This is a genomic window from Argonema antarcticum A004/B2 (genome assembly GCF_023333585.1).
GTDB classification, from domain to species: Bacteria; Cyanobacteriota; Cyanobacteriia; order Cyanobacteriales; family Aerosakkonemataceae; genus Argonema; species Argonema antarcticum.
This window is the reverse complement of record NZ_JAIQZN010000082.1, coordinates 1-20,905: the sequence shown is the minus strand read 5'-3', so window position 1 is coordinate 20,905 and position 20,905 is coordinate 1. Positions and strand designations below refer to the sequence as shown.

The window sequence follows — 20,905 nt, the reverse complement described above, 5'->3', positions numbered from 1 at the left end:
GATACATTAAGTCTATCGTACTTTGGGATGAAAAACTACTGATTACTCGCCAGTCCCGGAAAAAGCGCGATCGCACCCAAAATTATAAGCCAACTCACTCACGATCGCAAAATATCATCGACAAGAACCGTACCACCATCACAGAAATCTATACTGAGATGATAATCTTCAAGTAGCGCAGTCCCTATAAGCGGACGATGCCCCATTCCTAGCACTGCAACATCCTTTTCTACGCCATTCCACAAAATAGTTGCCAAATAAACGTTACTTGCCACATTGGAATTATCGGCTAACTTTGCATTAATTTGTCCAAGATAATGCAACCCAAGTTTAGTAATCGCAGGAGATGGCAAAGTCAAGAAACCTTCAAAACCTGTATCAACAACACACTCAATTTCTATCTCTAAATTTTCTGGCAGAAGCAAAATTAAACTAATTCTAGCTTGTCGCCCAACTACAATTCCTGGTATCATTTATGCCGTCCTGACCAATGTACCACCAACAGCGTAAACCGCATCAAAACCAATCCGTTCCGCCCAAATTATTGCATTAGCCTGTTTCGCTTGTAATTTGCTACTCGTTACTACCAAATCCTCTCCAATTTCATATTCACCTGTCTCCACATTAATTGAAATAATCTTGCCAATATTCTCCGGTGTCTCTACTTGAGCGCGGATAACCTTCTCATAAAGTTCTTTACCCCGTTTATCAAACACTTGTTCAGCCGGAATACCAGTAACTTGACCAGCATCCATTTCTCGATCGCGCCTTTGGGCTTCCTCAATCCAGATAGATGCAACTTCTGGATCGATTTCACTACTTTGTCCCAAGTGTTTTAGGAGTCGCGATAGCAATATTGCTTGAGAGTCCCTTGGCAATGCCATAACCTCAGCTTCAAGATTCTCAATGGTCATAGTATTTAAGGATTTTGTGATACATTAACTCTATCATACTTTGAGATGAAGAACTGCTGATTACTTGCAAGTCCCAGAAGCGCGATCGCACTTCTTGCTGAAGGGGCGACAACTATAGCTCAAAAGTAGACTGGATAAGCATTTGAGCCCTTCGACCTCGCTGATAATCAGGTCGTTTATGAGGGCTTAAAGACATCAATTGAGCAGTTTGTTCATGGAACAAAGTAAGAGATTCCACCTCTTCATAGCCGTGGATACCAATATAAAAACTACATCGCTGGTTTATTTGTGACAATAATATTAGCGAATTATCACCATTAGAGGGATTAATTTCATAAATGCGCTTTTCAATCGCAATTTCATACTTAGGACGAACTTGAGGAACTAAAGAATCTGCAAGTGCCACAATTAGCCGACTATGAACTTCAGGCCAAAAATCAGGATGTTCCAGATAAGGGTCAAACCCTGGAAAAGGTGAAGGCATCGATTTACCTCTAATCAGTGCGACTCTGAATTTAGTATAGGAGCAAGTTTAGAAAGAGTTTGAAGAATTTACCATCTAAGTGAATTAGCCGCTACATCTAGGATAAACTAAAAATATCAGTTTAGAAGTAAACATTTGACAGGGGGGCGATCGCTCATGCTCCAAGCAAAGAACAAACTCACCCTAGAAGAATTTCTCGCCCTACCAGAAGGCGATGTGACTTACGAATTGGTAGATAGTGAGGCAATACCAAAAATGTCACCGAAATTTTTTCACTCCAGACTCACAAAAGCACTACTAAGATTACTAGAAAACTGGGGTCAAGACAAAGGTGAAGTCGGGATAGAATGGGCTGTGGTACTTACGCGACGGGAGCAAAGCTGGGTGCCGATACCAGAACTTTTATATGTTTCTTATCAGCGGTTAACACCTGATTGGATGGAAAATGAAGCCTGTCCCGTTCCACCAGAATTAGTGATCGAAATTATTTCACCAGGACAAACTTTTGGGCAATTAGCTGCTAAAGCAAGAGATTATTTGGATGCGGGAGTGTTGCGAGTTTGGGTGGTAGATAGTCAAGCCAGAAGCATTACAGTTTTTTATCCAGATGCGCCACCTCAAACTTATATGGGAGACACTCCACTAATTGATTCTCTGTTTGAGGGTTTGGAAATTACGGCTGAACAGGTTTTTCAATTGGCAAGGATACCAGGGTAAGTAATTCAAAATTAAAAATTTAAACAGTTCATAAATTAGGCAGAAACCGGGTTTTTCCAAAAAAACCGGTTTCTGTGCTAAAGTGCGATCCTTTTATTTAATATAATTGACGAAGTTTGTTTAATTAGGATTAATTATGTTATAGTTGTGATATTTGAAAAATAATAGAGATATCCTTTAACTCGATCCTACCAGTAGGATAAACTAAAAACAACAGCATTCAACTAAACATCAAGCGTATGATCCAACAACTACAACCTGAAACTAAAAAGCCTATTGTTTACCCCGATAGTGATGGGCAACCGATGTCTGATAATACTCTGCAATTTCAATGGATAGTTACAATTAAAGAAAACTTGGAATTGTTATTTTCTAACGATCCGAATGTTTTTGTTGCAGGGGATTTACTGTGGTATCCCGTTGAAGATAATAATACCATACGTCGCGCCCCTGATGCAATGGTTGTGTTTGGTAGACCCAAAGGATATCGAGGTTCCTATAAACAATGGGAAGAAAATGATATTCCACCACAAGTGGTATTTGAGATTCTTTCGCCAGGTAATACCATTAAAGAAATGGGGGCTAAACTCCAGTTTTATCAACAATATGGGGTTGAGGAATATTATCTCTACGATCCTGAAAAAGTGGATTTAGGAGGATGGCAAAGAACCGATGAACAACTAACCATCATTGAGGAAATTCAAGGTTGGGTGAGTCCCCGTTTAGGAATTAGATTTGAAATGTCTGAAGAATTGCAAATTTTTACTCCAACAGGAGAACGATTTTTAACGTTTGTGGAATTGGGACAACTCAATCAACAAATGGAACAACAATTGCAACAAGAACGCCAACGGGCTGAACAAGCAGAGGCGCGGTTAAAAGAGTTAGAAGAACGGTTAAGAAGTTTAGGGGTTGATCCATGAGGACTCCTGTTTGTACTCCAACGATCGCTTGTCACATCTGCGATCGGGCCTACGAAGATGGGCAATAGTGCTAACCCCTACGCTAGGCTAAGCTTATGACAGTCCTTACGTAAAAGCGACTAGCTCTACCATTAGTTTAAGAAATTTAGCATCTATGTGCCAGCTACTAGGAATGAACTGCAATGTTCCCACGGATATTTGTTTTTCTTTTGAGGGATTTTCGGCGCGGGGAGGGAAAACGGACGAACATCGAGATGGTTGGGGTATCGCTTTTTTTGAAGGTTTGGGGTGTCGAATTTTTTTAGACCCCAAACCTTCGGTGAGTTCTCCCATAGCAGACTTGGTAAAATGCTATCCTATCCACTCCACTCACGTAATTGCCCATATCCGCAAAGCAACTCAGGGCAAAATTGCTTTAGAAAATTGCCATCCTTTCTGTCGGGAATTGTGGGGGCGGTACTGGGTATTTGCCCACAATGGGAATTTAGTAGATTTTGATTTTAAAAGCACAGGGTTTTATAAACCTGTGGGTAATACAGATAGTGAAAAAGCATTCTGTCTGATTCTAGAAACGTGGCGACAACGCTTTCCTGGGGGTAAACCGCCTATGCGGGAACTATATGCTGTGCTGAAGGAGATTACAACAACTTTAGCAGAAAAAGGTGTGTTTAATTACTTGCTTTCGGATGGGGAACATTTTTTTGCTTACGGCTCAACCAAGCTTTTTTACATTCTACGTCAAGCGCCTTTTGCTGCTGCTCATTTAATTGATGAAGATGTAACGGTAGACTTTCAGGAGTTGACTACTCCCAGCGATCGTGTTGCCGTAATTGCTACTACTCCCCTCACTGACAACGAAGTCTGGACTCAAATTGAACCCGGAGAATTGCTAGTGTTTCAAGATGGGTTGCCGCTCAAATTTTAATGTATTTGGCTACTCCTATCAGCTGATGCCAGCGGTGTTTTAAGGCATCCCATAAGGCATTGGCTATTTGCCTGGGATAGGGAAATTTGACTAGATCGTACTCGATGATGTCGCCCAAGCTTTCCCACTCTGATATAGTGTGGGAATCGGCAATTAGCTTTTCGACTGCCTGCTGCCAACGGGCAAAAATTCGATAGCTGAAAAAGGAACAGCATCCAAATCCTGCTTGATTCTGGTAAGATATGCAAACCTGATGCTTGAGGCAGGTTACCTTTTTTATCTCTTTGACGGGGATGCCGAATGCTTTTAGCGCTTTAGCAGCCTCTTCTTTGGATATGTTCCAGGTTTCGGGGTGGATTTTGCTAGCCGCAGTGAGGCTTTGGCCTTTTGGGCGGGGTTTGCGTGTTTTGCGTGTTTTCATGGTATGCTGTTTTGAGCAAATGCTATATAAGTGACCGTGCAACCCGATCGATTCCATCTGTTTTGGGTTAACTTGCCAGTCTTGTCCTTTATTACATTTATATATGCAATTATACATTAAATGTCTTGTTAACGCAAGTGTAAAGTGGAATTGTCAATGTATAAATAATAATGATGTAAGAATTGACCCGTTGACTTGTAGATGCGGTGGAGTAGTCCTCCAGTGGTGAATATCGAAGGTAAAGAGAAACTTATTGAAATCATCAAAACGGCTCGTGGCTCAATGAGTCAGCGAGCGTTTGGCAAGGTATTGGGAGTTTCTGCTACGGCTGTTCAGTTGTGGGAAAAGGGTGATACGATTCCCGATACCGAAAATTTGGCTAAGATTGCAGCGAGATCGGGCTACACACTAGAAGATCTCCTCAGATGTTTGGAGGGTAAACCACTGTCAGATCCCTCGGATTTGAACCAGATTCTGACAAAAATCCAGCTCATGCCTCTGAGTCAGGTATCAATGATTGTTCGGGCAGGTGTGGATAGACTGACTACTGCGGTTGATTCTTTAGAGAGATAAAGCCAAGGGAGTTTTTGCTCTAGCACTCCAGCTACTCAATTCTCAATGGGCCGATCGCGCTTGTTTCACCATTGCAATCAGAGTGTGGTGGGCATCTTCGGAATCTTGTAAAATATGGTCAAATTGGATGCGAACTGGGAGAGCAGTATCATTGATTTGTGCGGATAAATTCATGCCCTCAGTATCTATAGAAAGCATTTCTGCTGCCGTTGCATCAGTTAAACTGCCGAAAGTTTGAGCGTACAGAAGTACTGCGTCGCCATGATCTTCGTTCATCTGGGCGCAGATGCTCGAGCTGATTTCAGGGGATAGGGAGTCATATCATGTCCGGTTGCATCGGTAGCGTAAGCGTGATGCGAGAAATTGTCTGTTGTCATCGAGGGTTAAATTTTAACCACAGATGAAGACAGATGAACACAGATGAACACAGATAAGAGAGTTATTTTTTTTAGACAACCGATGCCACCGGACATGATATCAGACATGGATTTGGGATGTAACAGAATACCTAAAAAATTGTAACCCGAAAGATAAAATTGCCAACCGTGCTTTAGATCGACGGTTGGCAAATAACACATGGGGTGTGTGGATGAACGCTACTAGCGGCAATCCCTACAACCGCCAGCCTTCTAGAAGGAACTTTACAAAACTTCGCCAATGGCTATCTGTACCCGATCGCTCACGACTCTAACTTGGTATGTAGGTATTTTGACGTTTTCATCATCAAAACTCTGTCCGGTAAGCAGATTGAAGTTTTGCTTGTAAATGGGGGATGCGACTTTGGGGATGCCGTTGCGATCGCCTACAATTCCTCTGGATAAAACAAACGCTTTGCTGAAGGGGTCGTAGTTACTTATGGCATAAAGATCTGAGCCGTATCCAACTCGGAAAACCGCTACCTGTTGACCTGCAACCAAGGCACAAACTCCGGTATTGGGTGCGATCGCTGCCAGCGGACAGACATTTACCCATGTTGTAATTGTATCGCGAACTGGTAATGCTTGAACCATTTTCTTTCTCCTATTGATTGACTGGTTGTAAAATTCCTCGCCCGTTTTTGGCGAATTCATCAACGGTTTGCAGCGACAGTTCATTAGTCGCCATAGCCTGCAACATACTCAAGGGAAGCGTGAGATGATGGGCCCCCGCTTGCAGGGATGCGGCGGCTTCTTCTGGCGATTTGATACTGGCGGCTAGAATGTCGGTAGTACTGCCTGCCAGAACGCTTGCCATTTCTCGCACCAGTGCCACTCCATCGCCTAATAGCTTGGTGGCGCGGTTCACGTATGCGATCGCGTATTTTGCACCCGCCTCTCTTGCCACAGCAGCTTGTGCAGCGCTATAAATTGCCGTTACCGAACAGGTAATTTCCGGCGAGAGACAGCTAACAGCTTGAAAGCCAACAATCGTTGCCGGAATTTTCAGCACAGTTTGATGACCGATAATCTCAAAAGCCTTTCTGCCTTCCTTCACCATTTCGTCCAATTCAGACGATATTAGCTGGTAGAATACCGGGCCATTGGTCAATTCAGCTAATTTTTTGAGAGTCGTCTCCACTGGTAAATCGGTTTTGGATAAAAGAGTTGGGTTAGTGGTAATCCCCTTTACCCAGCCCAACTCTTTTGCAGTTTGGGCTTCAGCTATAATTGCCGAATCGAGATAAATCGCCATCAACTTCTCCTAATTTGGTAGTAGATCTCTCAGACTATTTTGCACTACCAATGAGAACTTTTTCCTCTTCAGTCGCAGGACGTTTTTGACCGCGTTCTTCTACATATACAAGACTAGGATCGAACTCATCTGAATTCACGAAGTGACGGAAGCGCTGAACTTTTTCCGCGTCTTCAATTGTAACTTTCCATTCGCATTGATAAGTCTTGACAAGGTGTTCCATCTGTGCTTCCAACTCAGCACAAATGCCCAGAGAATCTTCAACAATGACCTGTTTCAGGTATTCGATTCCACCTTCAAGTTTGTTGAACCAAGTTGCAGTGCGTTCCAATCTATCAGCGGTGCGAATGTAGAAAACTAAGAACCGATCCACATATTTAATCAAAGTTTCTTTGTCGATATCTGCTGCTAGTAGGATCGCGTGTTGGGGCTTCATACCACCATTACCGCAGACATACAAATTCCAACCTTTTTCAGTAGCAATGATCCCAAAATCTTTGCTTTGCGCTTCGGCACATTCGCGGGTGCAACCAGAGACAGCAGACTTGAGTTTGTGGGGAGATCTCAAACCGCGATAACGCAGTTCTACTTCTATTGCTAAACTGGTAGAATCTTGGACGCCAAAGCGACACCAAGTGCTACCTACGCAAGACTTTACTGTTCGCAAAGCTTTACCGTAAGCGTGTCCAGATTCAAATCCGGCATCTACCAATCGCTTCCAAATTAATGGCAATTGATCCACCCTAGCACCAAATAAATCGATGCGTTGTCCGCCGGTAATTTTGGTGTAAAGACCAAATTCTTGAGCAACTTCTCCCAAAACAATTAGTTTTTCTGGCGTTATTTCTCCACCGGGAACGCGCGGTACTACTGAGTATGTGCCATCCCGTTGAATGTTGGCTAGATAATAATCGTTGGTATCCTGCAAACTGACATGGGTGGGTGCTAAAACATGATCGTTCCAAGTAGAAGCAAGCATGGAAGCGACGGCTGGTTTACAAATTTCGCAACCCAAACCTTTGCCGTGTTGTTGGATTAAATCGTCAAAAGTCTTGATTTGGTGGAATCGCAACAAATGATAAAGTTCTTGACGGGAATAGGGGAAGTGTTCGCAGAGATGATTTTTCACCACTAACCCGGCTTTCTTCATCTCAGACTTGAGAATATCCGTCACCAGCGGTACGCATCCACCGCAACCAGTACCGGCTTTAGTACATTTTTTGACGCTACCAATATCGGTGAGATTCTTTTCGCGGATAGCAGTACAGATATCTCCTTTGCTGACATTATTACAAGAACAAATTTGAGCGGTATCCGGCAAACTGTTTACTCCCATCGCGGCGACTGCTGGTTTGCCTTCGCGCGGTGGCATTAGCAAATCTTCTGGATGAGGTGGTAGAGTTATATTATTTTGGACAAATTGTAGCAGAGTTCCGTAAGCAGAAGCATCGCCGATGAGAATTCCGCCTAAAAGAAGGGTGCCATCTTTGTTGAGGACAAGTTTTTTGTAAATGCCTTGAACTGAATCTGTAATGGCAATTTCTTTAGCGCCGGGTGTTGTGGCAAAGGCATCTCCGAAACTGGCTACATCCACTCCCAATAATTTGAGTTTTGTGGACATATCCGCGCCAGTAAAGCTGCTCGTCGTGATATTGTTGAAGATACGATCGGCGACGACTCCTGCCATTGTGTAACCGGGAGCTACTAAACCGTAGATCCGATTCTGGTAAAGGGCGCATTCTCCTATAGCATAGATATCTGGATCTGATGTTTGACAATTATCGTTGATGATGATACCGCCACGTTCTCCTACTGTTATGCCAGAAAATCTGGCTAGTTCATCACGAGGACGAATTCCAGCAGAAAAGACAATCATGTCTGTTTCTAATTCAGTGCCGTCAGCAAATAGCATTTTGGCGACTTTGCCATTTTCCCTGACTATTTCTGTCGTGGATTTATTGATATGGACTGAAACGCCAAGTTCTTCTATTTTGTCCCGAAGTACGTTACCACCGGCTTCATCAATTTGCACTGGCATGAGGCGGGGTGCAAATTCAACTACATGGGTTTTTAATCCCATATTTTGGATGGCGTTAGCTGCTTCTAAACCTAATAAACCGCCACCAACTACGACGCCAACCTTACAGTTTTTGGCATAGCCAGACATCGCTTCAAGATCTTCAATTGTCCGATAAACGAAAGTTCCTGTAGCGTCATTTCTCTTAATCGGCGGCACAAAGGGATAGGAACCAGTCGCCAGCACAATCTTGTCGTAGGAAACCGTTAAACCATTCGCAGATGTAACTGTTTTTTCTGCGCGGTTGATGGCAACTGCTTTATCACCGATATGAATCTGAATACCGTTTTCTTGATATAATCCAGGTTCGACTAGAGATAAGTCTGCGGCTGTTTTGCCAGAGAAGAAGCCGCTGAGATTAACGCGATCGTAAGCAACGCGAGGTTCTTCGCAAAAGGTAATCAAGTTCCATTTCTGCGTCGCATTTTTTGCGATCGCTAATTCCAGGAACTTGTGCCCTACCATGCCGTTGCCGATAACAATGAGATTCTTTTTGGCTGTCATTAATTTCTAAAACGCCTGTGTTTTAGTTCTCCTTATCAGTGTTATAGAAGGTTCATAAGCCATTTTGTAAATTTAGCTACAAAAATGTAAATGTTATGCAATTTGCGAACGATCGCAATTTTGTTTTTGCATTGGGTATGAAAGCAGAGTGGTTTCAGATCTTGAGTCTTGTGTAGAGAAATTAGTTTTTATAGAATAAATTCGCTTTGTCTGTATCTTAAACTACAAATTATCGGTTTGTTAAAGAGATGGCGATCGCTTACTGTATACAAAAATGTAAATCATGATACAAAATAATAATTTTGGCATCAACGCAAATGTTCTAATTCTGAGTCATTGCACCAAGTTTACCCACGACAGCGTAGCCTGCACCGCATTGAACAACCGTCTGTCAGCCGTCCAAAATTCGCATTCCAATCGTTGCGCTAAAGCGAGATAATGAGCGTCGTAGGTTGCAGGCAGTCTTAGTTGTGCAGCTAGATTCAAGGCTTCTCGGTGCAATTCGGCATCGCCATAGAGGGTTATATTCAGATTTAAAACAGCATCCATAAGTCTAACTGCTTGTTCTGGCAGTATTTGCCGAGCAACCGCAGATCGATGGAAAGCGTTGCTAACTTCGTAGTAAATTAACGTGGGTGCAACTGGCTTGTAACCTGACGCTTGCCACTCAAGCCACAAATTATCAAAGGGAGATTCTGGCGTACTGCTAGTCAGCATACGCACGACAAAATTCGCATCTATGCAAACTATGCCTGATGTCATTTCAGGATTCCTCTGGGTAGAATTGTGGGAAGCAACTACGCATTAGTTCTTCTGAGCGTTCTTCTCGCATTTGCCATATAATTTCTTCTGGGGATGGATCTAGAGGTTTCCCACCACGATAAGCGTTGATCTCGTCTCGGACTTCGATTACTCGTTGAAACGCTTCTCGCCAGTTTTTCTGACGTTCCAGTTTTGATTCGAGTAGTGCGCGGTCTTCTTCGGATAAGGACTGAATAACTTGCATGAGAGAGTCTACAAGCTTTGTATTCATTGCTTTAGATTATGACCAATTCTTTAAAGATTATATTACTATTCTGTGGCAGCTAAAGGTTAATTTTAATTTACAAATGCGCTCTAGCATTTCCCCTCCCCCTTTTTAAAGCAGTCGGGGGATCTCTTCCCAACGACATCCCCGACTCTTAACGCCACACTTGGGAGTAAGCTGTTTTAGGGCATACTTAGCGATCGAATATGGCAACAATTAACGATAACTACCTCAAACTCAAAGCGGGTTACCTGTTTCCCGAAATTGCACGACGGGTTAATGCCTTCGCAGAGGCAAATCCTGACGCCAAAATTATTCGCCTGGGTATTGGCGATGTCACCGAACCCTTGCCAGAAGCTTGCCGCACGGCGATGATTAAAGCGGTGGAAGAAATGGGCGATCGCAATACGTTCAAAGGCTATGGCCCAGAACAAGGCTATGCTTGGTTGCGCGAGAAAATTGCCGCCAGCGACTTCCAGGCGCGGGGGTGCGACGTTGACGCCTCGGAAATCTTCATCTCTGACGGTTCCAAATGCGATACGGGCAACATTCTCGATATCTTTGGCGACGATAACATCATCGCAGTTACCGACCCAGTTTATCCCGTGTATGTGGACACCAACGTGATGGCGGGACATACTGGCGCTGCTAACGATCAGGGCGAATTTGAGGGTTTTGTCTATCTTCCCATCACCGCAGAGAATAATTTCACCGCCGAGATTCCCTCTCAGAAAGTCGATTTGATTTATCTGTGCTTTCCCAATAATCCCACAGGCGCAACTGCTACCAAAGAACACCTAAAAGCGTGGGTAGACTATGCCAAAGCTAACGGCTCAATTATTTTCTTCGATGCAGCTTACGAAGCGTTCATCACCAATCCAGAACTTCCCCATTCTATCTACGAGATTGAAGGGGCAAGAGATTGTGCGATCGAATTCCGTTCTTTTTCCAAAAATGCAGGCTTTACCGGAACTCGCTGTGCTTTGACAGTTGTACCGAAGACACTCACCGCCAAAGCAGCAGATGGTTCGGATGTGGAACTGTGGAAACTGTGGAACCGCCGCCAATCTACCAAGTTTAATGGAGTTTCCTACATTGTGCAGCGTGGAGCCGAGGCGATTTACTCTGAGTCAGGAAAAGCACAAATCGAGGCGTTAGTCAACTTCTATATGGAAAACGCCAAGATAATTCGCGAACAATTAACAGCAGCGGGATTAGCTGTATATGGTGGTGTCGATGCGCCTTATGTTTGGGTAAAAACCCCCAATGGTTTGTCGAGTTGGGAGTTCTTTGATAAATTGCTGCAAGTTGTTAATGTGGTAGGAACACCCGGTTCTGGATTTGGTGCCGCAGGTGAAGGCTACTTCCGCATTTCCGCATTCAACAGTCGGGAAAATGTGGAGGAGGCGATGCGCCGGATTACCGAGAAGTTTAAGGCGTAGGGGAGGGAAAAAGCGATCGGACCTTCACCCCATCCCCAAAAGAAATAGCCCGCGTGGGATTCAAATCCCACGCTAATAGCGAAAGTCCTCTGAAAGAGGACTGTCAAGAATTAAAATTCAGTCCACTTAAGTGGACTTCAGCTATTAGCCTGGGAATTGATTCCCAGGCGGGTCGAAAGCGTAGTGCAGAATCTCAGATCGACTTATTTTATCTGGGAAAACGATCGCACTTCATCAAGCATCAGGAAGATAACGACTTTATCCCGAAGTTAAGGAAGTTAAGCTAATTGGCGAATTCTGTTTGCTCAATCTTATAGCGGCTGAAAAGCTTGCTGGTACTGCATTTTCGGAAATGTCGCTACAAAAGCTTATCTTCTGGCTTAAGTTCGGGATCTCCGCTGGTGAAGGCTGCTTGCAAAGTGGAAACTAGGGTGTATTGGTGTAGGGGCGAAGCACTTGCGCCAACATTTTTGAATCTTACCAATTAGATAACTACGCAAGTGCTTCGCCCTTACCATATTTTGCTTTGTTACCCCAAAATTTGGGAGGGAGGTAATCAGTGGTTAGTTTATTTGAGCCTGCACAAGTTGAGATGTTTTCAGAAGCGTTAATGGGAACGGTGGAAAAGACTATTTCTCAAAATCAGCCGGGAAGAGTTAAGTGTTTAGCTACTTATTGGCCTGCTCGATTTTATCATTCTAATTGCGATGTTGTTGTTTTTCCTGATGAAGTTGTGAAAGTTGTTGGGAGACAGGGAATTACTATGCTTGTGGTTCCGGTAAGTTTGGAGAATTAATAAATATAGGGTTTGATTTTTAAGACTGGCGCAATGCGAGAATTACTTCCTGTGCTGACTGGCGTTGAAATTTACCTGCATTGAAATCTGCCAGGGTTTGTTGAGCATCTTCAGCCATTTTTGCTCGGCGGCTTTCGTGGAGGCGATTTTGGAGAATTTCGATCGGCATTTCCTGCTGTTCGTAGGGCAATTGCGAAGCAGTTTCTAGCACTTGGTCAAGGGTGTTCATAGGAATGTTATTATTGCCTGTGATGTTGGAAGAGAATGCAAAATTTGAGTAAATTATATCACTTATTTCTGGGTTTGGTGAGGTACTATGCTTGTGGTTCCGGTAAGTTTGGGGAATTGATAAATCAAGGTTTTATTTTTAAGCCCTCCAGGGGTTAAAATCCCTGGCTAATAGCGAAAGTCCGTTTTAATGGAATGAAGAATTTGTATTGAGTCCACACCCGCCTCAGACTCAAGTCTGAGGCTAATAGCGAAAGTCCGTTAAAACGGACTGAAAGATTTGTATTCAGTCCACTTCAGTGGACTTTAGCTATTAGCCTGGGGTTTGAACCCCAGGCGGGCTATAAGCGTAGCCATTGAATCGTGTTTAGATTTACCCCTTACATGAATTATTTCGGGATAGAATATTCAACCAAACGGGGATTATCGATTTGTTTAGAAGCATCTAATATTTCTAATCCCACGATATTTCCTTCTTTGTCATAATCAACAATAAATCCAAGTATTTCTTCATCGCTTTCTTCAATTGGGGAATAGTTAAAGATGATTCTCATAACATCTACTTCAGAATCGTAGGTAATTTTCATGGCTGTCTCCAATATTTATCAATTCAGCGGTTAATGATTTTCCCCATTTTCCATCGCCCGTTGCACTTTCTCAACTTGCTTGGGTGCTTCCATTTCGTTGAATAGTCGAATTGCTTCTTGAAATTTTGGCTGACTTTTTTCGGTGTCACCCATTTTTTGATAAGTTAAGGCAAGTTGATAGTAAGCTTCGGCTAGGTCGCATTTAGCGCCTATTTTTTCTAGGAGTTCTATTGATTCTGTATGATGGGAAAGTGCTGTTGTAAAATCTTCCTGTTCTCGATAAAGTTCTGCTAGACCATACTTAGCTTTTGCTTTAACTTGAGTGTAATGGCTTGCTTCCGCATAAACCAATGCTTTGTGATACATTTCAAAAGATTTTTCCCGTTTTCCTAAATTTTTATATGCTAAACCTAGATATATTAATCCATATCCTTGTTCATATTTACTTGTATCATCCCTGAAAATTTTCACACCAGCCTCTTCCGCTATAACAAGTGCTTCTTCTTTGTAACCTAAACATGACTTTATAAAAGCTATATAAGGCAAGGAGTGTCCCAAATAGAAATGATTATAATTAGTTGGTTGAGAAATTAAAATTAATTGATCGAAAAATTCTAATCCTTTATCGAGTTCCCAAAGATATATTTGGCAATGTCCTATATTAAGTAAAGAAACTAAATGTTGCTTTTCATTTCCTAACTTTTTAGCTATTTGACCTGAGATTCTATTAAATTCTATGCCTTTTTTAAGGTTACCCATTATCGCATAATTATTACCTATAATATTATAAAGTCTGCTCAGACAATACTCAGATGTCACCTTGTCCAAAATTGTATTTATCCTGATACTAATCTGTTGAGATAAACCTAATCTATAAAATGAAGCACCCAGACTTGAACTTACATTGTCCAATGTACTATTTATTTCTTTTACTATTATGATGCCAGCTTGCTCAAAGTCATCAATCTGTAAATACTGGTTATAAGCTTCACAAGCTCTAACAGCATCTTCCACAGTTTCAACAGTCTTAACACTCTCCGTCCAAAATTCAGCCGCTTTCCGATTCGCTATCTCCCAATCTTCACTTTCCCTCAACCTCTTGATTGCTTCTGCCCGAATGACTGGATGCAGCCAGTATTCTCCATTACAAAAATCTACTAAAGATCTATCTTGCAACGATTTAATTACCCGTCGATGTTGATTATCTTGCACATCCCAAAGCAAACAAAGCAAACCTTCAATCGGAACTCTTGGAACATCTTGATATCGATAACATCCCAAACGGCAGAGAAGTTTATAAGCAGATGAATGGAGTTTTTGCAGCCGATCGAACTGACTGGTGACTAAATGTTCTAAATCCGGTTCAATCAACAAATCATCTTTATTTGCTTGCCAATAAGCGGCTAAACTATTGTTAAACTCCTTAATAGCACCAAGGAAGATTTCCATAGCTTTGGCATTTCCCCCATAAGCTTGGTGCATCGCACTCAACACTTCTGTATCTATCTGAATATTGCGGCTGTTAAAAAACTTTTCCCATGCGGCGACATCCAAACCTTCTAAGCTATAATGCTCAACTGTTACCGCTGGTTCGTGCAGGCATTCCCGACTGGTAATTAGGGTAACAGATTGCACTGAGGGATCGGCTAAAGCAGTGAATAAATCCACATATTTTCGCTGCGCTTCGATACACCTGCCATTTCCATCTAGTGCTGGTTCCAGGTTATCAATTAATACGCCTATTCTTTGGTTGGGATTTCGCAAATGCTGCCTCAATCTATCCAGCGTAACGCCAAACTCTCGCCCTGGTTCTTCATCAAAATATCGCCGCAGCCATTCTTCAATTACACTTTCGGCAGAGGTAATATTTTGAGTTTCCTTCGCCATCCGCAGGTCGAGTATTTTATCGAATCCCTGCGTATTGAGGAATTGCCACGCCAGGGTCGTTTTGCCGATACCGCCTTTACCGTAAATGACGATCGCTTTTGCACCTTGTTGGATTAGGCGGTTGAGATCTGCGATCGCACCCTCCCGCCCCACAAAATTCGGATCTTCCTGGGGTGGCGATACCCGAACAGTAACAGAAAGGTCGTTTTCCTCTAGTTTTAGCCCCAACGCACGGAACAAAGCCTCGATCGAACTTTCATCAACCCTTTTTTTCCGCCGCCGTATCTCTGAAACAGTGTCGGTACTTAACTTGGATAGTCCGGCTAAACGTTCATTAGAACATTTACCCTCAAACTTTTCCTCTAGCGCATCTTGGAATTTATTCCAGCCATTCTCGCTAAGGACATAGCTCCGCCGAATCCGTTTCTGTTGATTCATCGCTTATCTGCCTAAAACCCTGGTTGCCGAAGTTACACCGATCTTAAGGGAGATAATAGCGTTTTTCGGATTTTAAGGCAGTGAGCAGTTGCAAAATGTATCGTTTCTGGAAGCTGGGAAGCGCTTGAGCGCTGCTTTCCAGGGATTTTAGCCAAAAAACCTAAGTTCCTGCTTATCGTCAGGATCTCCTCTGGCTGACATTGTTGGCAAGTTACAAAATGAATTCAGTTGATAAATCGAGAGTGTTGGTACAATCCTATGGAAAACAAAGATTTCCAAGACTTCTTAACTGCATTAGGAATTACCGCCAGCGTCCTGACAATTTGGCCTTTTTGTCCCGCTTTAGCAATTGGATCGAGTGTGGCTATAGCAATTCACCTATATCGAATCAAAAAGCAACAAGATAAAGACGAACAATAAGTTAATCAACAAAGCCCGCCCGGAAATCAATTTCCGGGCTAATAGCTGAAGTCCACTAAAGTGGACTGAAATTCTCCTTCTTAGTCCACTTTAGTGGACTTTCGCTATTAGCCTGGGGTTTGAACCCCAGGCGGACTATTAGCCAGAAGGTTTAAACTCCAGGCGAACTAAATAATTGAGCAAGCCGTTTTAACACCCTCAAAACTGTATAGATGTCATTACCTCGATCAAGAGAAAACAAATGAGATGTGGCATATTTTGTCGTGCCTTCTCTAGTCAATTTTAAAAACCTAAACTCACTACCATTAGTCACAAATCCAAACCCAGATAAATCTGCGTTTGGATTACCCAACATATAAGCTAATGCTTGCGGGATTCCCGTTTCCAAAGATAACTTAGCCCTTTTTGATTCAACTACCAGTATCCAAAACTCAGGTGTAAAAACCAGAATATCCAAGCGTCCCGTTATCGTGATTCCCTCATCCTCAAAGGAAATTCTTACTTCCTTCTCCGCTGCAAGATAAAATGGCGGACGATAAAACCCAGCTAATTTCAACAACGGAGAAAGTACCACCATTTTAACGATCGGTTCCAACATAGGATACTCAGCCAGGTGGAAATAATCCCGCTTGACATCATCTAAAGCTTGCTTTTCCAAATCCGTGAGTTCCGGCAAATTATCTTGCCATTCACGAAAAAATTGTTCATCCTCAGTACGTTGAAGACCAAAATTTTCGATTAAATCGTGCAATTCAATTGTCTGTGCTGGGATTGTTTGAATCATAATTTACTTTCCTTCGCAAATTAAATTAGAAAACTTCAGATATCTCGGATAGAAGCAAGTCTATCAGTTGCTTGGATGACTCACACAAAACCTCTCAACAGTTCTACTATTTTTGCCTTGAGTGCTGTAATTGCCTCTTCTAAAAATTCACAACGGTCTGTATCTACCAAGTGGGCATCACCTACATTGGCACTTGACCAAAGATAGTTTGGTAGTCCGATCGTTAAATATCCTCGCCACTTGTCTTCATAAGTATCAAAGGTGATAAAAAAACGCTGTGCCATTAGTTCTTCGGCGTTAAGAACAAACTCTCCCCAAACTGAGAAGCCGAAATATTCTTGATTTTTTTCGTTATTGTATTCCCAGTCAGTCAAGTTGGGAAAAGCAGCTTTAACTTGTTCTAGAACTTGGTGAATTTCTGGTTCTTTTAGGATCATTTCACAAATGAATTAGCGTTATAGTTCGTTACGGCTAAAACGATAGCCTTCTGGTAAATGGTGTTTTTTTGATATCTCCTGTGCGCGAGCAAGAAAACTCTCTAGACCACTACCGTCACCAGGTTGAAGTCTGATCATATTCGCTCGGATAAATTCATCTAAGGCACGACGGATAATTTCATCTTCAGATACACTAAAAGATTGAGCCAAAGATTTGATATTTTCATTCTGAATATCGGAAATTTGAACGATTTTGTCTAGCATTTTCTTACCTCAATTTGGAAATTAAATTAGAAAACCTCATTCCATCACCGCATCCACCAACAAATCTCCCCCAAACCTTACCACATCAGTACAAGCTAACCCCGTCTCTATCTTAACTTGCTCGATCGCATTTCTCGCCGCCACCTCATCCAAATGTCCGGTATTGAGTGCGATCGCAACTACCTTCACTTTCTCAAACGCACCCCCAGCACTACCAACCATCTCATACAATTTAATCGCTTCCGACAAAGACGGAATTTGCACATGAGGAAGATTGCGAATATGAGTTTGTCCGGCTCGATGTACTAATATTAAATGTGTTGGTTGGGAACCGCGCAAAAGTGGTAATGTAGCCGTGGAACCTGGATGCAGTAACGAACCTTGTCCTTCTATATATAGGATGTCGTAATCTTCGCCAAATCGCATTACCAATTGTTCGACTGCACCCGCCGCAAAATCTACCCGCACGGCATCTAGCGGTATCCCATCACCGGATATCATAATTCCCGCTTGTCCGGTGGCGAGAAATTGCGATCGCAATCCTCGTCGCAAAGAAGCGCGATGTAATTCCAGACAAGTTGACATTTTCCCAACTGCCATATCCGTACCGACAGCTAAGACGCGGCGACAAGGAAGCGATCGCGCTTTTGCAGTCCCAACTCCTAACCCAGCCGGTTCCTGTCGCACATCCCAAATCCATTGATTTTCTCTCAGCAATCCCTGTATTTCTGGATGAGATGCCAGTCGCGTATGCAACCCGTTGATTACTGACAATCCAGATGCTACTGCTTGTTTGATTTCCTGAAACCAGATATCTGGCAATATTCCACCAGAAGGCGCTATGCCGATCGCCAATACATCTGGATTGTATAAAAGTGCATCTTCTACTGAAGCAACAATCGGTACATCGCGAGGAATTCCTGTCAGTTTTGGCAATGATTCCCCAGCGCATTGCTTATCGATTACTGCCACAATTGACGCTTCGCTGTAGCGTAACAAAGTTAGTCCGGTTTTTCCGTGAATGCCGCGAATTCCCTCGTGCAGTAAGATCGCTAGTTTTTGGTCTGGTTTGAGCATATATAATGTAGATTTTTTTAACCACAGATGAACACAGATGAACACAGATGTAAATACAGATTTTTTGTTGGGTAAATGGGTAAGTATAGATTTTTTGGAAGGCGATAGTTTCTTCGTTTATAAGTTTACTCGTTAGTTTCTCGTTTGTACATTTGGCCAGCAATTTTATATAAAATAAGCTTATTCAAAATCGCATTCAGTTTGTATATTCAAATCAAATGCCCTTTTTTACCCAAAAAATAACTGAAAATCTTTAGCAACTATTGACGGAAATGCGTCATTTGAGGTATCTTGACAGAAATAATAATCAGGGCGAGTATGTCTAAAATGCAAAATATGGTTTTACCATAGTCTGAAAGCCTTATATTATCGTGGTTTTTATTTGAACTGCATCGCCAAAATCGGAAATTTCTCACTTGACGATGATTTGATTTTTTGGCGTCCTCAGCACCCTCTTGGCGATCGAACTTGACAAATTTACTTTTGTATGTTATCCGAGGGTTGGTTCCACTCAGCGGTTGTGTTAGCTGCGGTTGAACTCATCAATCCAAAATCCAAAATCCAAAATCTAAAATCGATTGACTCCTAACCCCGGTAAATCCTTCGGTAGCAAACATCCATTTTGAATTGTAGCACCACTGAAAGGATCATCGATCAAATTTAGATGACTGTCCAAATCCAGGTAATCGGCAAGTGGTGAGAGATGGGAAAGTGCCGTATTCGATAGGCAACTATCGGAATAGCAACCGAACATCACCTGCAAACCGTAAGCGCGGGCTGTATGAATCATCCGCATCGCTTCAGTTAAACCGCCAGATTTCATCAATTTTAGATTAATTCCATCTACGGAATCTGCTAATTGGGGAATATCGCGGCTGGTAAAGCAGCTTTCATCTACGAAAATAGGCAGAGGAGATTTCTTTTTCAGTTCTGATAAATTTTCCTCTTGTCCTTGTGGCAAAGGCTGTTCTACATATACTACGCCATATTCAGCTAGCCATTCGCACATCTTCACCGCATCTGACAAATTCCAACCACCATTAGCATCCACGCTGATTTTAGCAGATGGTGCTTCTGACCTGACAGCAGCAAACATGGCCCGATCGCTTTCAATTCCTTGGGGACTTCCCAATTTCACCTTCAGCACCTTCGCATCTATATAATTAACCCAATCTCGCACGCGCTGCTTCGCGCCTTCTGGGGTATTGATGCCGACGGTAACAGAGATGGGAACGATGCGATCGCAATCCAATCCCCACAAACGCCAAAGAGGTAAACCTGCTTTTTTACCCATCCAATCGTGTAACGCCACATCCACAGCCGATCGCGCCGCCGAAGGAATATCAGATTTAATCAAAAATTCTTCTATTTCTTGTCTATCCAAAGGACTAAACTTTTCTAGTCTCGGCGCGACTTGCTGCAATGCTGCTTGAATTGCCTCAGTAGTTTGTCGATGTTCCCCGATCGAAAAAGGCGAAGCTTCTCCCCATCCCACAATTCTATCTTCTTCTATTTCCACCCAAACATTTGTCGTCGTGGCGGTAGTGCCGCGACTGATAGTTAAAGGAAATCGTTTATTGACAGTAAATTGTTTAATCTGAATCAGCATGAAGGCAAGAAAAAATCAAGCTATGTAACTAAACGAAAATTTCTGTATTAGTACGTTGTTGCGCTTTAGCGCTAAAGCGCAACAACGTACCAAATAATGGTTCTACTTTCTCAAAATTTTACTTCTAGACAATCCGCTAAATATGTTTTTAGCTTTTCTGAAAATTCCGATCGTTGTGCAAATTTTTCCGTCTTAACGGCGTGACGATTTTCATCCAGCATCCAACCATAATCGCTGGCAAGGCGCAATTTTCCTTGCCAGTCTGCAACGGAAACAACCAGTTCGTTTGACGGACTATTATCTATACCTTGAACGCGAAACACATAGTTGAAATTGTTCTGTTTAGCCGCCGCAACTGTAGAAGGTTGACCGAATTTCTCCTTGAGACTGTTTTCCACTTCTTTTACCAAGTTAGTTTCGTCGATATCTTCTAGGTTTTTCACCGCCAAAGTTAAGGCAAAATAAAATTCTTCAACTGGTACAAATTCTAGTTTCATTGGTGATTGGTGATTGGTGATTGGGAATTGGTGATTGGTGATTGGTGATTGGTGATTGGGAATTGGTGATTGGTGATTCTCTCCCCCACTCCCCTCTTCCCTCTTCCCCTAGCCCCTAGCCCCTAGCCTAGTGCAGGATGGCGGAAATAACTCACCACTAAAAATTGCCAATGATTGCTCTGGAAATCTTGATTTTTACCACT

General features: G+C 42.6%; 26 protein-coding genes and 1 pseudogene. 8 read left to right on the top strand and 19 right to left on the bottom strand.

Annotated features, from left to right (window positions below; translation table 11 throughout):
• Positions 1-98: 98 nt before the first annotated feature.
• The 3 genes and pseudogenes from LAY57_RS26845 to LAY57_RS26835 form a co-directional block, all read right to left on the bottom strand.
• Positions 99-473, bottom strand: a complete 375-nt coding sequence (locus LAY57_RS26845) for a clan AA aspartic protease (protein WP_249070238.1) — start codon at positions 471-473, stop codon at positions 99-101.
• Complete coding sequence (locus tag LAY57_RS26840) at positions 474-914, bottom strand: addiction module protein (RefSeq protein WP_249070237.1); 441 nt, start codon at positions 912-914, stop codon at positions 474-476.
• Between the two features lie 295 nt (positions 915-1,209).
• A pseudogene (locus LAY57_RS26835) lies at positions 1,210-1,398 on the bottom strand (DUF4058 family protein); the annotation flags it as partial.
• A 156-nt stretch (positions 1,399-1,554) separates the two neighbouring features.
• Between LAY57_RS26835 and LAY57_RS26830 the strand changes: the two are divergent.
• From LAY57_RS26830 to LAY57_RS26820, 3 genes are all read left to right on the top strand, one after another.
• On the top strand, positions 1,555-2,115 hold the full coding sequence (locus tag LAY57_RS26830) for a Uma2 family endonuclease (RefSeq protein WP_249070236.1): 561 nt from the start codon (positions 1,555-1,557) through the stop codon (positions 2,113-2,115).
• Between the two features lie 239 nt (positions 2,116-2,354).
• Positions 2,355-3,038 (top strand): Uma2 family endonuclease, encoded by a 684-nt coding sequence (locus LAY57_RS26825; RefSeq protein ID WP_249070235.1) that lies wholly within the window; start codon positions 2,355-2,357, stop codon positions 3,036-3,038.
• A 154-nt stretch (positions 3,039-3,192) separates the two neighbouring features.
• Positions 3,193-3,963 carry a class II glutamine amidotransferase gene (locus tag LAY57_RS26820; protein ID WP_249070234.1) on the top strand — a complete coding sequence of 257 codons (771 nt, stop codon included), beginning with the start codon at positions 3,193-3,195 and terminating at the stop codon, positions 3,961-3,963.
• On the opposite strand, the gene LAY57_RS26815 is transcribed toward LAY57_RS26820, so the two are convergent.
• Positions 3,953-4,501 (bottom strand): hypothetical protein, encoded by a 549-nt coding sequence (locus LAY57_RS26815; protein ID WP_249070233.1) that lies wholly within the window; start codon positions 4,499-4,501, stop codon positions 3,953-3,955. The genes LAY57_RS26820 and LAY57_RS26815 overlap by 11 nt on opposite strands.
• 105 nt (positions 4,502-4,606) lie before the next feature.
• Here LAY57_RS26815 and LAY57_RS26810 point away from each other — a divergent pair, with 105 nt between their 5' ends.
• Positions 4,607-4,957: a helix-turn-helix domain-containing protein gene (locus LAY57_RS26810; protein ID WP_249070232.1), complete on the top strand. Its 351-nt coding sequence runs from the start codon at positions 4,607-4,609 to the stop codon at positions 4,955-4,957.
• Positions 4,958-4,999: 42 nt separating this feature from the next.
• Here the strand turns inward: LAY57_RS26810 and LAY57_RS26805 are convergent, their stop codons facing one another.
• The 6 genes from LAY57_RS26805 to LAY57_RS26780 all read right to left on the bottom strand — a co-directional run bounded on the left by LAY57_RS26805 (position 5,000) and on the right by LAY57_RS26780 (position 10,215).
• Positions 5,000-5,245: a DUF2470 domain-containing protein gene (locus tag LAY57_RS26805; RefSeq protein WP_338022501.1), complete on the bottom strand. Its 246-nt coding sequence runs from the start codon at positions 5,243-5,245 to the stop codon at positions 5,000-5,002.
• Between the two features lie 353 nt (positions 5,246-5,598).
• Positions 5,599-5,967, bottom strand: a complete 369-nt coding sequence (gene nirD, locus LAY57_RS26800; protein ID WP_249070230.1) for a nitrite reductase small subunit NirD — start codon at positions 5,965-5,967, stop codon at positions 5,599-5,601.
• Between the two features lie 10 nt (positions 5,968-5,977).
• Positions 5,978-6,628, bottom strand: coding sequence for a transaldolase family protein (locus LAY57_RS26795; protein WP_249070229.1), 651 nt, complete (start codon positions 6,626-6,628; stop codon positions 5,978-5,980).
• A 34-nt stretch (positions 6,629-6,662) separates the two neighbouring features.
• Positions 6,663-9,209: a nitrite reductase large subunit NirB gene (nirB, locus tag LAY57_RS26790; protein WP_249070228.1), complete on the bottom strand. Its 2,547-nt coding sequence runs from the start codon at positions 9,207-9,209 to the stop codon at positions 6,663-6,665.
• 333 nt (positions 9,210-9,542) lie between these two features.
• Complete coding sequence (locus tag LAY57_RS26785) at positions 9,543-9,971, bottom strand: type II toxin-antitoxin system VapC family toxin (RefSeq protein ID WP_249070227.1); 429 nt, start codon at positions 9,969-9,971, stop codon at positions 9,543-9,545.
• A gap of 1 nt (position 9,972) precedes the next feature.
• Complete coding sequence (locus LAY57_RS26780; RefSeq protein ID WP_249070226.1) at positions 9,973-10,215, bottom strand: hypothetical protein; 243 nt, start codon at positions 10,213-10,215, stop codon at positions 9,973-9,975.
• Positions 10,216-10,442: 227 nt separating this feature from the next.
• Here LAY57_RS26780 and LAY57_RS26775 point away from each other — a divergent pair, with 227 nt between their 5' ends.
• The 3 genes from LAY57_RS26775 (at position 10,443) to LAY57_RS26765 (ending at position 12,474) form a co-directional block, all read left to right on the top strand.
• Positions 10,443-11,678 (top strand): LL-diaminopimelate aminotransferase, encoded by a 1,236-nt coding sequence (locus tag LAY57_RS26775; RefSeq protein ID WP_249070225.1) that lies wholly within the window; start codon positions 10,443-10,445, stop codon positions 11,676-11,678.
• A 53-nt stretch (positions 11,679-11,731) separates the two neighbouring features.
• Positions 11,732-11,965 (top strand): hypothetical protein, encoded by a 234-nt coding sequence (locus tag LAY57_RS26770; RefSeq protein WP_249070224.1) that lies wholly within the window; start codon positions 11,732-11,734, stop codon positions 11,963-11,965.
• Between the two features lie 272 nt (positions 11,966-12,237).
• Entirely contained in the window at positions 12,238-12,474 is a 237-nt protein-coding gene (locus LAY57_RS26765; protein WP_249070223.1) for an NfeD family protein, read from the top strand.
• Between the two features lie 19 nt (positions 12,475-12,493).
• On the opposite strand, the gene LAY57_RS26760 is transcribed toward LAY57_RS26765, so the two are convergent.
• From LAY57_RS26760 to LAY57_RS26750, 3 genes are all read right to left on the bottom strand, one after another.
• Positions 12,494-12,703 carry a hypothetical protein gene (locus LAY57_RS26760; protein ID WP_249070222.1) on the bottom strand — a complete coding sequence of 70 codons (210 nt, stop codon included), beginning with the start codon at positions 12,701-12,703 and terminating at the stop codon, positions 12,494-12,496.
• A gap of 388 nt (positions 12,704-13,091) precedes the next feature.
• Complete coding sequence (locus LAY57_RS26755; protein WP_249070221.1) at positions 13,092-13,289, bottom strand: DUF2283 domain-containing protein; 198 nt, start codon at positions 13,287-13,289, stop codon at positions 13,092-13,094.
• A 30-nt stretch (positions 13,290-13,319) separates the two neighbouring features.
• Positions 13,320-15,614, bottom strand: a complete 2,295-nt coding sequence (locus LAY57_RS26750; RefSeq protein ID WP_249070220.1) for a tetratricopeptide repeat protein — start codon at positions 15,612-15,614, stop codon at positions 13,320-13,322.
• A 258-nt stretch (positions 15,615-15,872) separates the two neighbouring features.
• Between LAY57_RS26750 and LAY57_RS26745 the strand changes: the two genes are divergently transcribed.
• On the top strand, positions 15,873-16,034 hold the full coding sequence (locus tag LAY57_RS26745) for a hypothetical protein (RefSeq protein WP_249070219.1): 162 nt from the start codon (positions 15,873-15,875) through the stop codon (positions 16,032-16,034).
• A gap of 151 nt (positions 16,035-16,185) precedes the next feature.
• On the opposite strand, the gene LAY57_RS26740 is transcribed toward LAY57_RS26745, so the two are convergent.
• The 6 genes from LAY57_RS26740 to LAY57_RS26715 form a co-directional block, all read right to left on the bottom strand.
• Complete coding sequence (locus LAY57_RS26740) at positions 16,186-16,818, bottom strand: type I restriction endonuclease (RefSeq protein WP_249070218.1); 633 nt, start codon at positions 16,816-16,818, stop codon at positions 16,186-16,188.
• Between the two features lie 80 nt (positions 16,819-16,898).
• Positions 16,899-17,255 (bottom strand): hypothetical protein, encoded by a 357-nt coding sequence (locus LAY57_RS26735; RefSeq protein ID WP_249070217.1) that lies wholly within the window; start codon positions 17,253-17,255, stop codon positions 16,899-16,901.
• An 18-nt stretch (positions 17,256-17,273) separates the two neighbouring features.
• A complete protein-coding gene (locus tag LAY57_RS26730) occupies positions 17,274-17,519 on the bottom strand; it encodes a hypothetical protein (protein ID WP_249070216.1) in 246 nt (81 codons plus the stop codon).
• Positions 17,520-17,555: 36 nt separating this feature from the next.
• Complete coding sequence (locus LAY57_RS26725) at positions 17,556-18,596, bottom strand: N-acetyltransferase DgcN family protein (RefSeq protein ID WP_249070215.1); 1,041 nt, start codon at positions 18,594-18,596, stop codon at positions 17,556-17,558.
• 568 nt (positions 18,597-19,164) lie between these two features.
• Positions 19,165-20,205 carry a dipeptide epimerase gene (locus tag LAY57_RS26720; RefSeq protein ID WP_249070214.1) on the bottom strand — a complete coding sequence of 347 codons (1,041 nt, stop codon included), beginning with the start codon at positions 20,203-20,205 and terminating at the stop codon, positions 19,165-19,167.
• A 110-nt stretch (positions 20,206-20,315) separates the two neighbouring features.
• A complete protein-coding gene (locus LAY57_RS26715; RefSeq protein ID WP_249070213.1) occupies positions 20,316-20,702 on the bottom strand; it encodes a hypothetical protein in 387 nt (128 codons plus the stop codon).
• Positions 20,703-20,905 lie beyond the last annotated feature (203 nt).

Bases quoted from the DNA above. Each gene is read 5' to 3' on its own strand.
- LAY57_RS26845 (WP_249070238.1), bottom strand. From the start codon at position 473: ATGATACCAGGAATTGTAGTTGGGCGACAAGCTAGAATTAGTTTAATT.
- LAY57_RS26840 (WP_249070237.1), bottom strand. From the start codon at position 914: ATGACCATTGAGAATCTTGAAGCTGAGGTTATGGCATTGCCAAGGGAC.
- LAY57_RS26830 (WP_249070236.1), top strand. From the start codon at position 1,555: ATGCTCCAAGCAAAGAACAAACTCACCCTAGAAGAATTTCTCGCCCTA.
- LAY57_RS26825 (WP_249070235.1), top strand. From the start codon at position 2,355: ATGATCCAACAACTACAACCTGAAACTAAAAAGCCTATTGTTTACCCC.
- LAY57_RS26820 (WP_249070234.1), top strand. From the start codon at position 3,193: ATGTGCCAGCTACTAGGAATGAACTGCAATGTTCCCACGGATATTTGT.
- LAY57_RS26815 (WP_249070233.1), bottom strand. From the start codon at position 4,501: ATGTATAATTGCATATATAAATGTAATAAAGGACAAGACTGGCAAGTT.
- nirD (WP_249070230.1), bottom strand. From the start codon at position 5,967: ATGGTTCAAGCATTACCAGTTCGCGATACAATTACAACATGGGTAAAT.
- LAY57_RS26795 (WP_249070229.1), bottom strand. From the start codon at position 6,628: ATGGCGATTTATCTCGATTCGGCAATTATAGCTGAAGCCCAAACTGCA.
- nirB (WP_249070228.1), bottom strand. From the start codon at position 9,209: ATGACAGCCAAAAAGAATCTCATTGTTATCGGCAACGGCATGGTAGGG.
- LAY57_RS26785 (WP_249070227.1), bottom strand. From the start codon at position 9,971: ATGACATCAGGCATAGTTTGCATAGATGCGAATTTTGTCGTGCGTATG.
- LAY57_RS26780 (WP_249070226.1), bottom strand. From the start codon at position 10,215: ATGCAAGTTATTCAGTCCTTATCCGAAGAAGACCGCGCACTACTCGAA.
- LAY57_RS26775 (WP_249070225.1), top strand. From the start codon at position 10,443: ATGGCAACAATTAACGATAACTACCTCAAACTCAAAGCGGGTTACCTG.
- LAY57_RS26760 (WP_249070222.1), bottom strand. From the start codon at position 12,703: ATGAACACCCTTGACCAAGTGCTAGAAACTGCTTCGCAATTGCCCTAC.
- LAY57_RS26755 (WP_249070221.1), bottom strand. From the start codon at position 13,289: ATGAAAATTACCTACGATTCTGAAGTAGATGTTATGAGAATCATCTTT.
- LAY57_RS26750 (WP_249070220.1), bottom strand. From the start codon at position 15,614: ATGAATCAACAGAAACGGATTCGGCGGAGCTATGTCCTTAGCGAGAAT.
- LAY57_RS26745 (WP_249070219.1), top strand. From the start codon at position 15,873: ATGGAAAACAAAGATTTCCAAGACTTCTTAACTGCATTAGGAATTACC.
- LAY57_RS26740 (WP_249070218.1), bottom strand. From the start codon at position 16,818: ATGATTCAAACAATCCCAGCACAGACAATTGAATTGCACGATTTAATC.
- LAY57_RS26735 (WP_249070217.1), bottom strand. From the start codon at position 17,255: ATGATCCTAAAAGAACCAGAAATTCACCAAGTTCTAGAACAAGTTAAA.
- LAY57_RS26730 (WP_249070216.1), bottom strand. From the start codon at position 17,519: ATGCTAGACAAAATCGTTCAAATTTCCGATATTCAGAATGAAAATATC.
- LAY57_RS26725 (WP_249070215.1), bottom strand. From the start codon at position 18,596: ATGCTCAAACCAGACCAAAAACTAGCGATCTTACTGCACGAGGGAATT.
- LAY57_RS26720 (WP_249070214.1), bottom strand. From the start codon at position 20,205: ATGCTGATTCAGATTAAACAATTTACTGTCAATAAACGATTTCCTTTA.
- LAY57_RS26715 (WP_249070213.1), bottom strand. From the start codon at position 20,702: ATGAAACTAGAATTTGTACCAGTTGAAGAATTTTATTTTGCCTTAACT.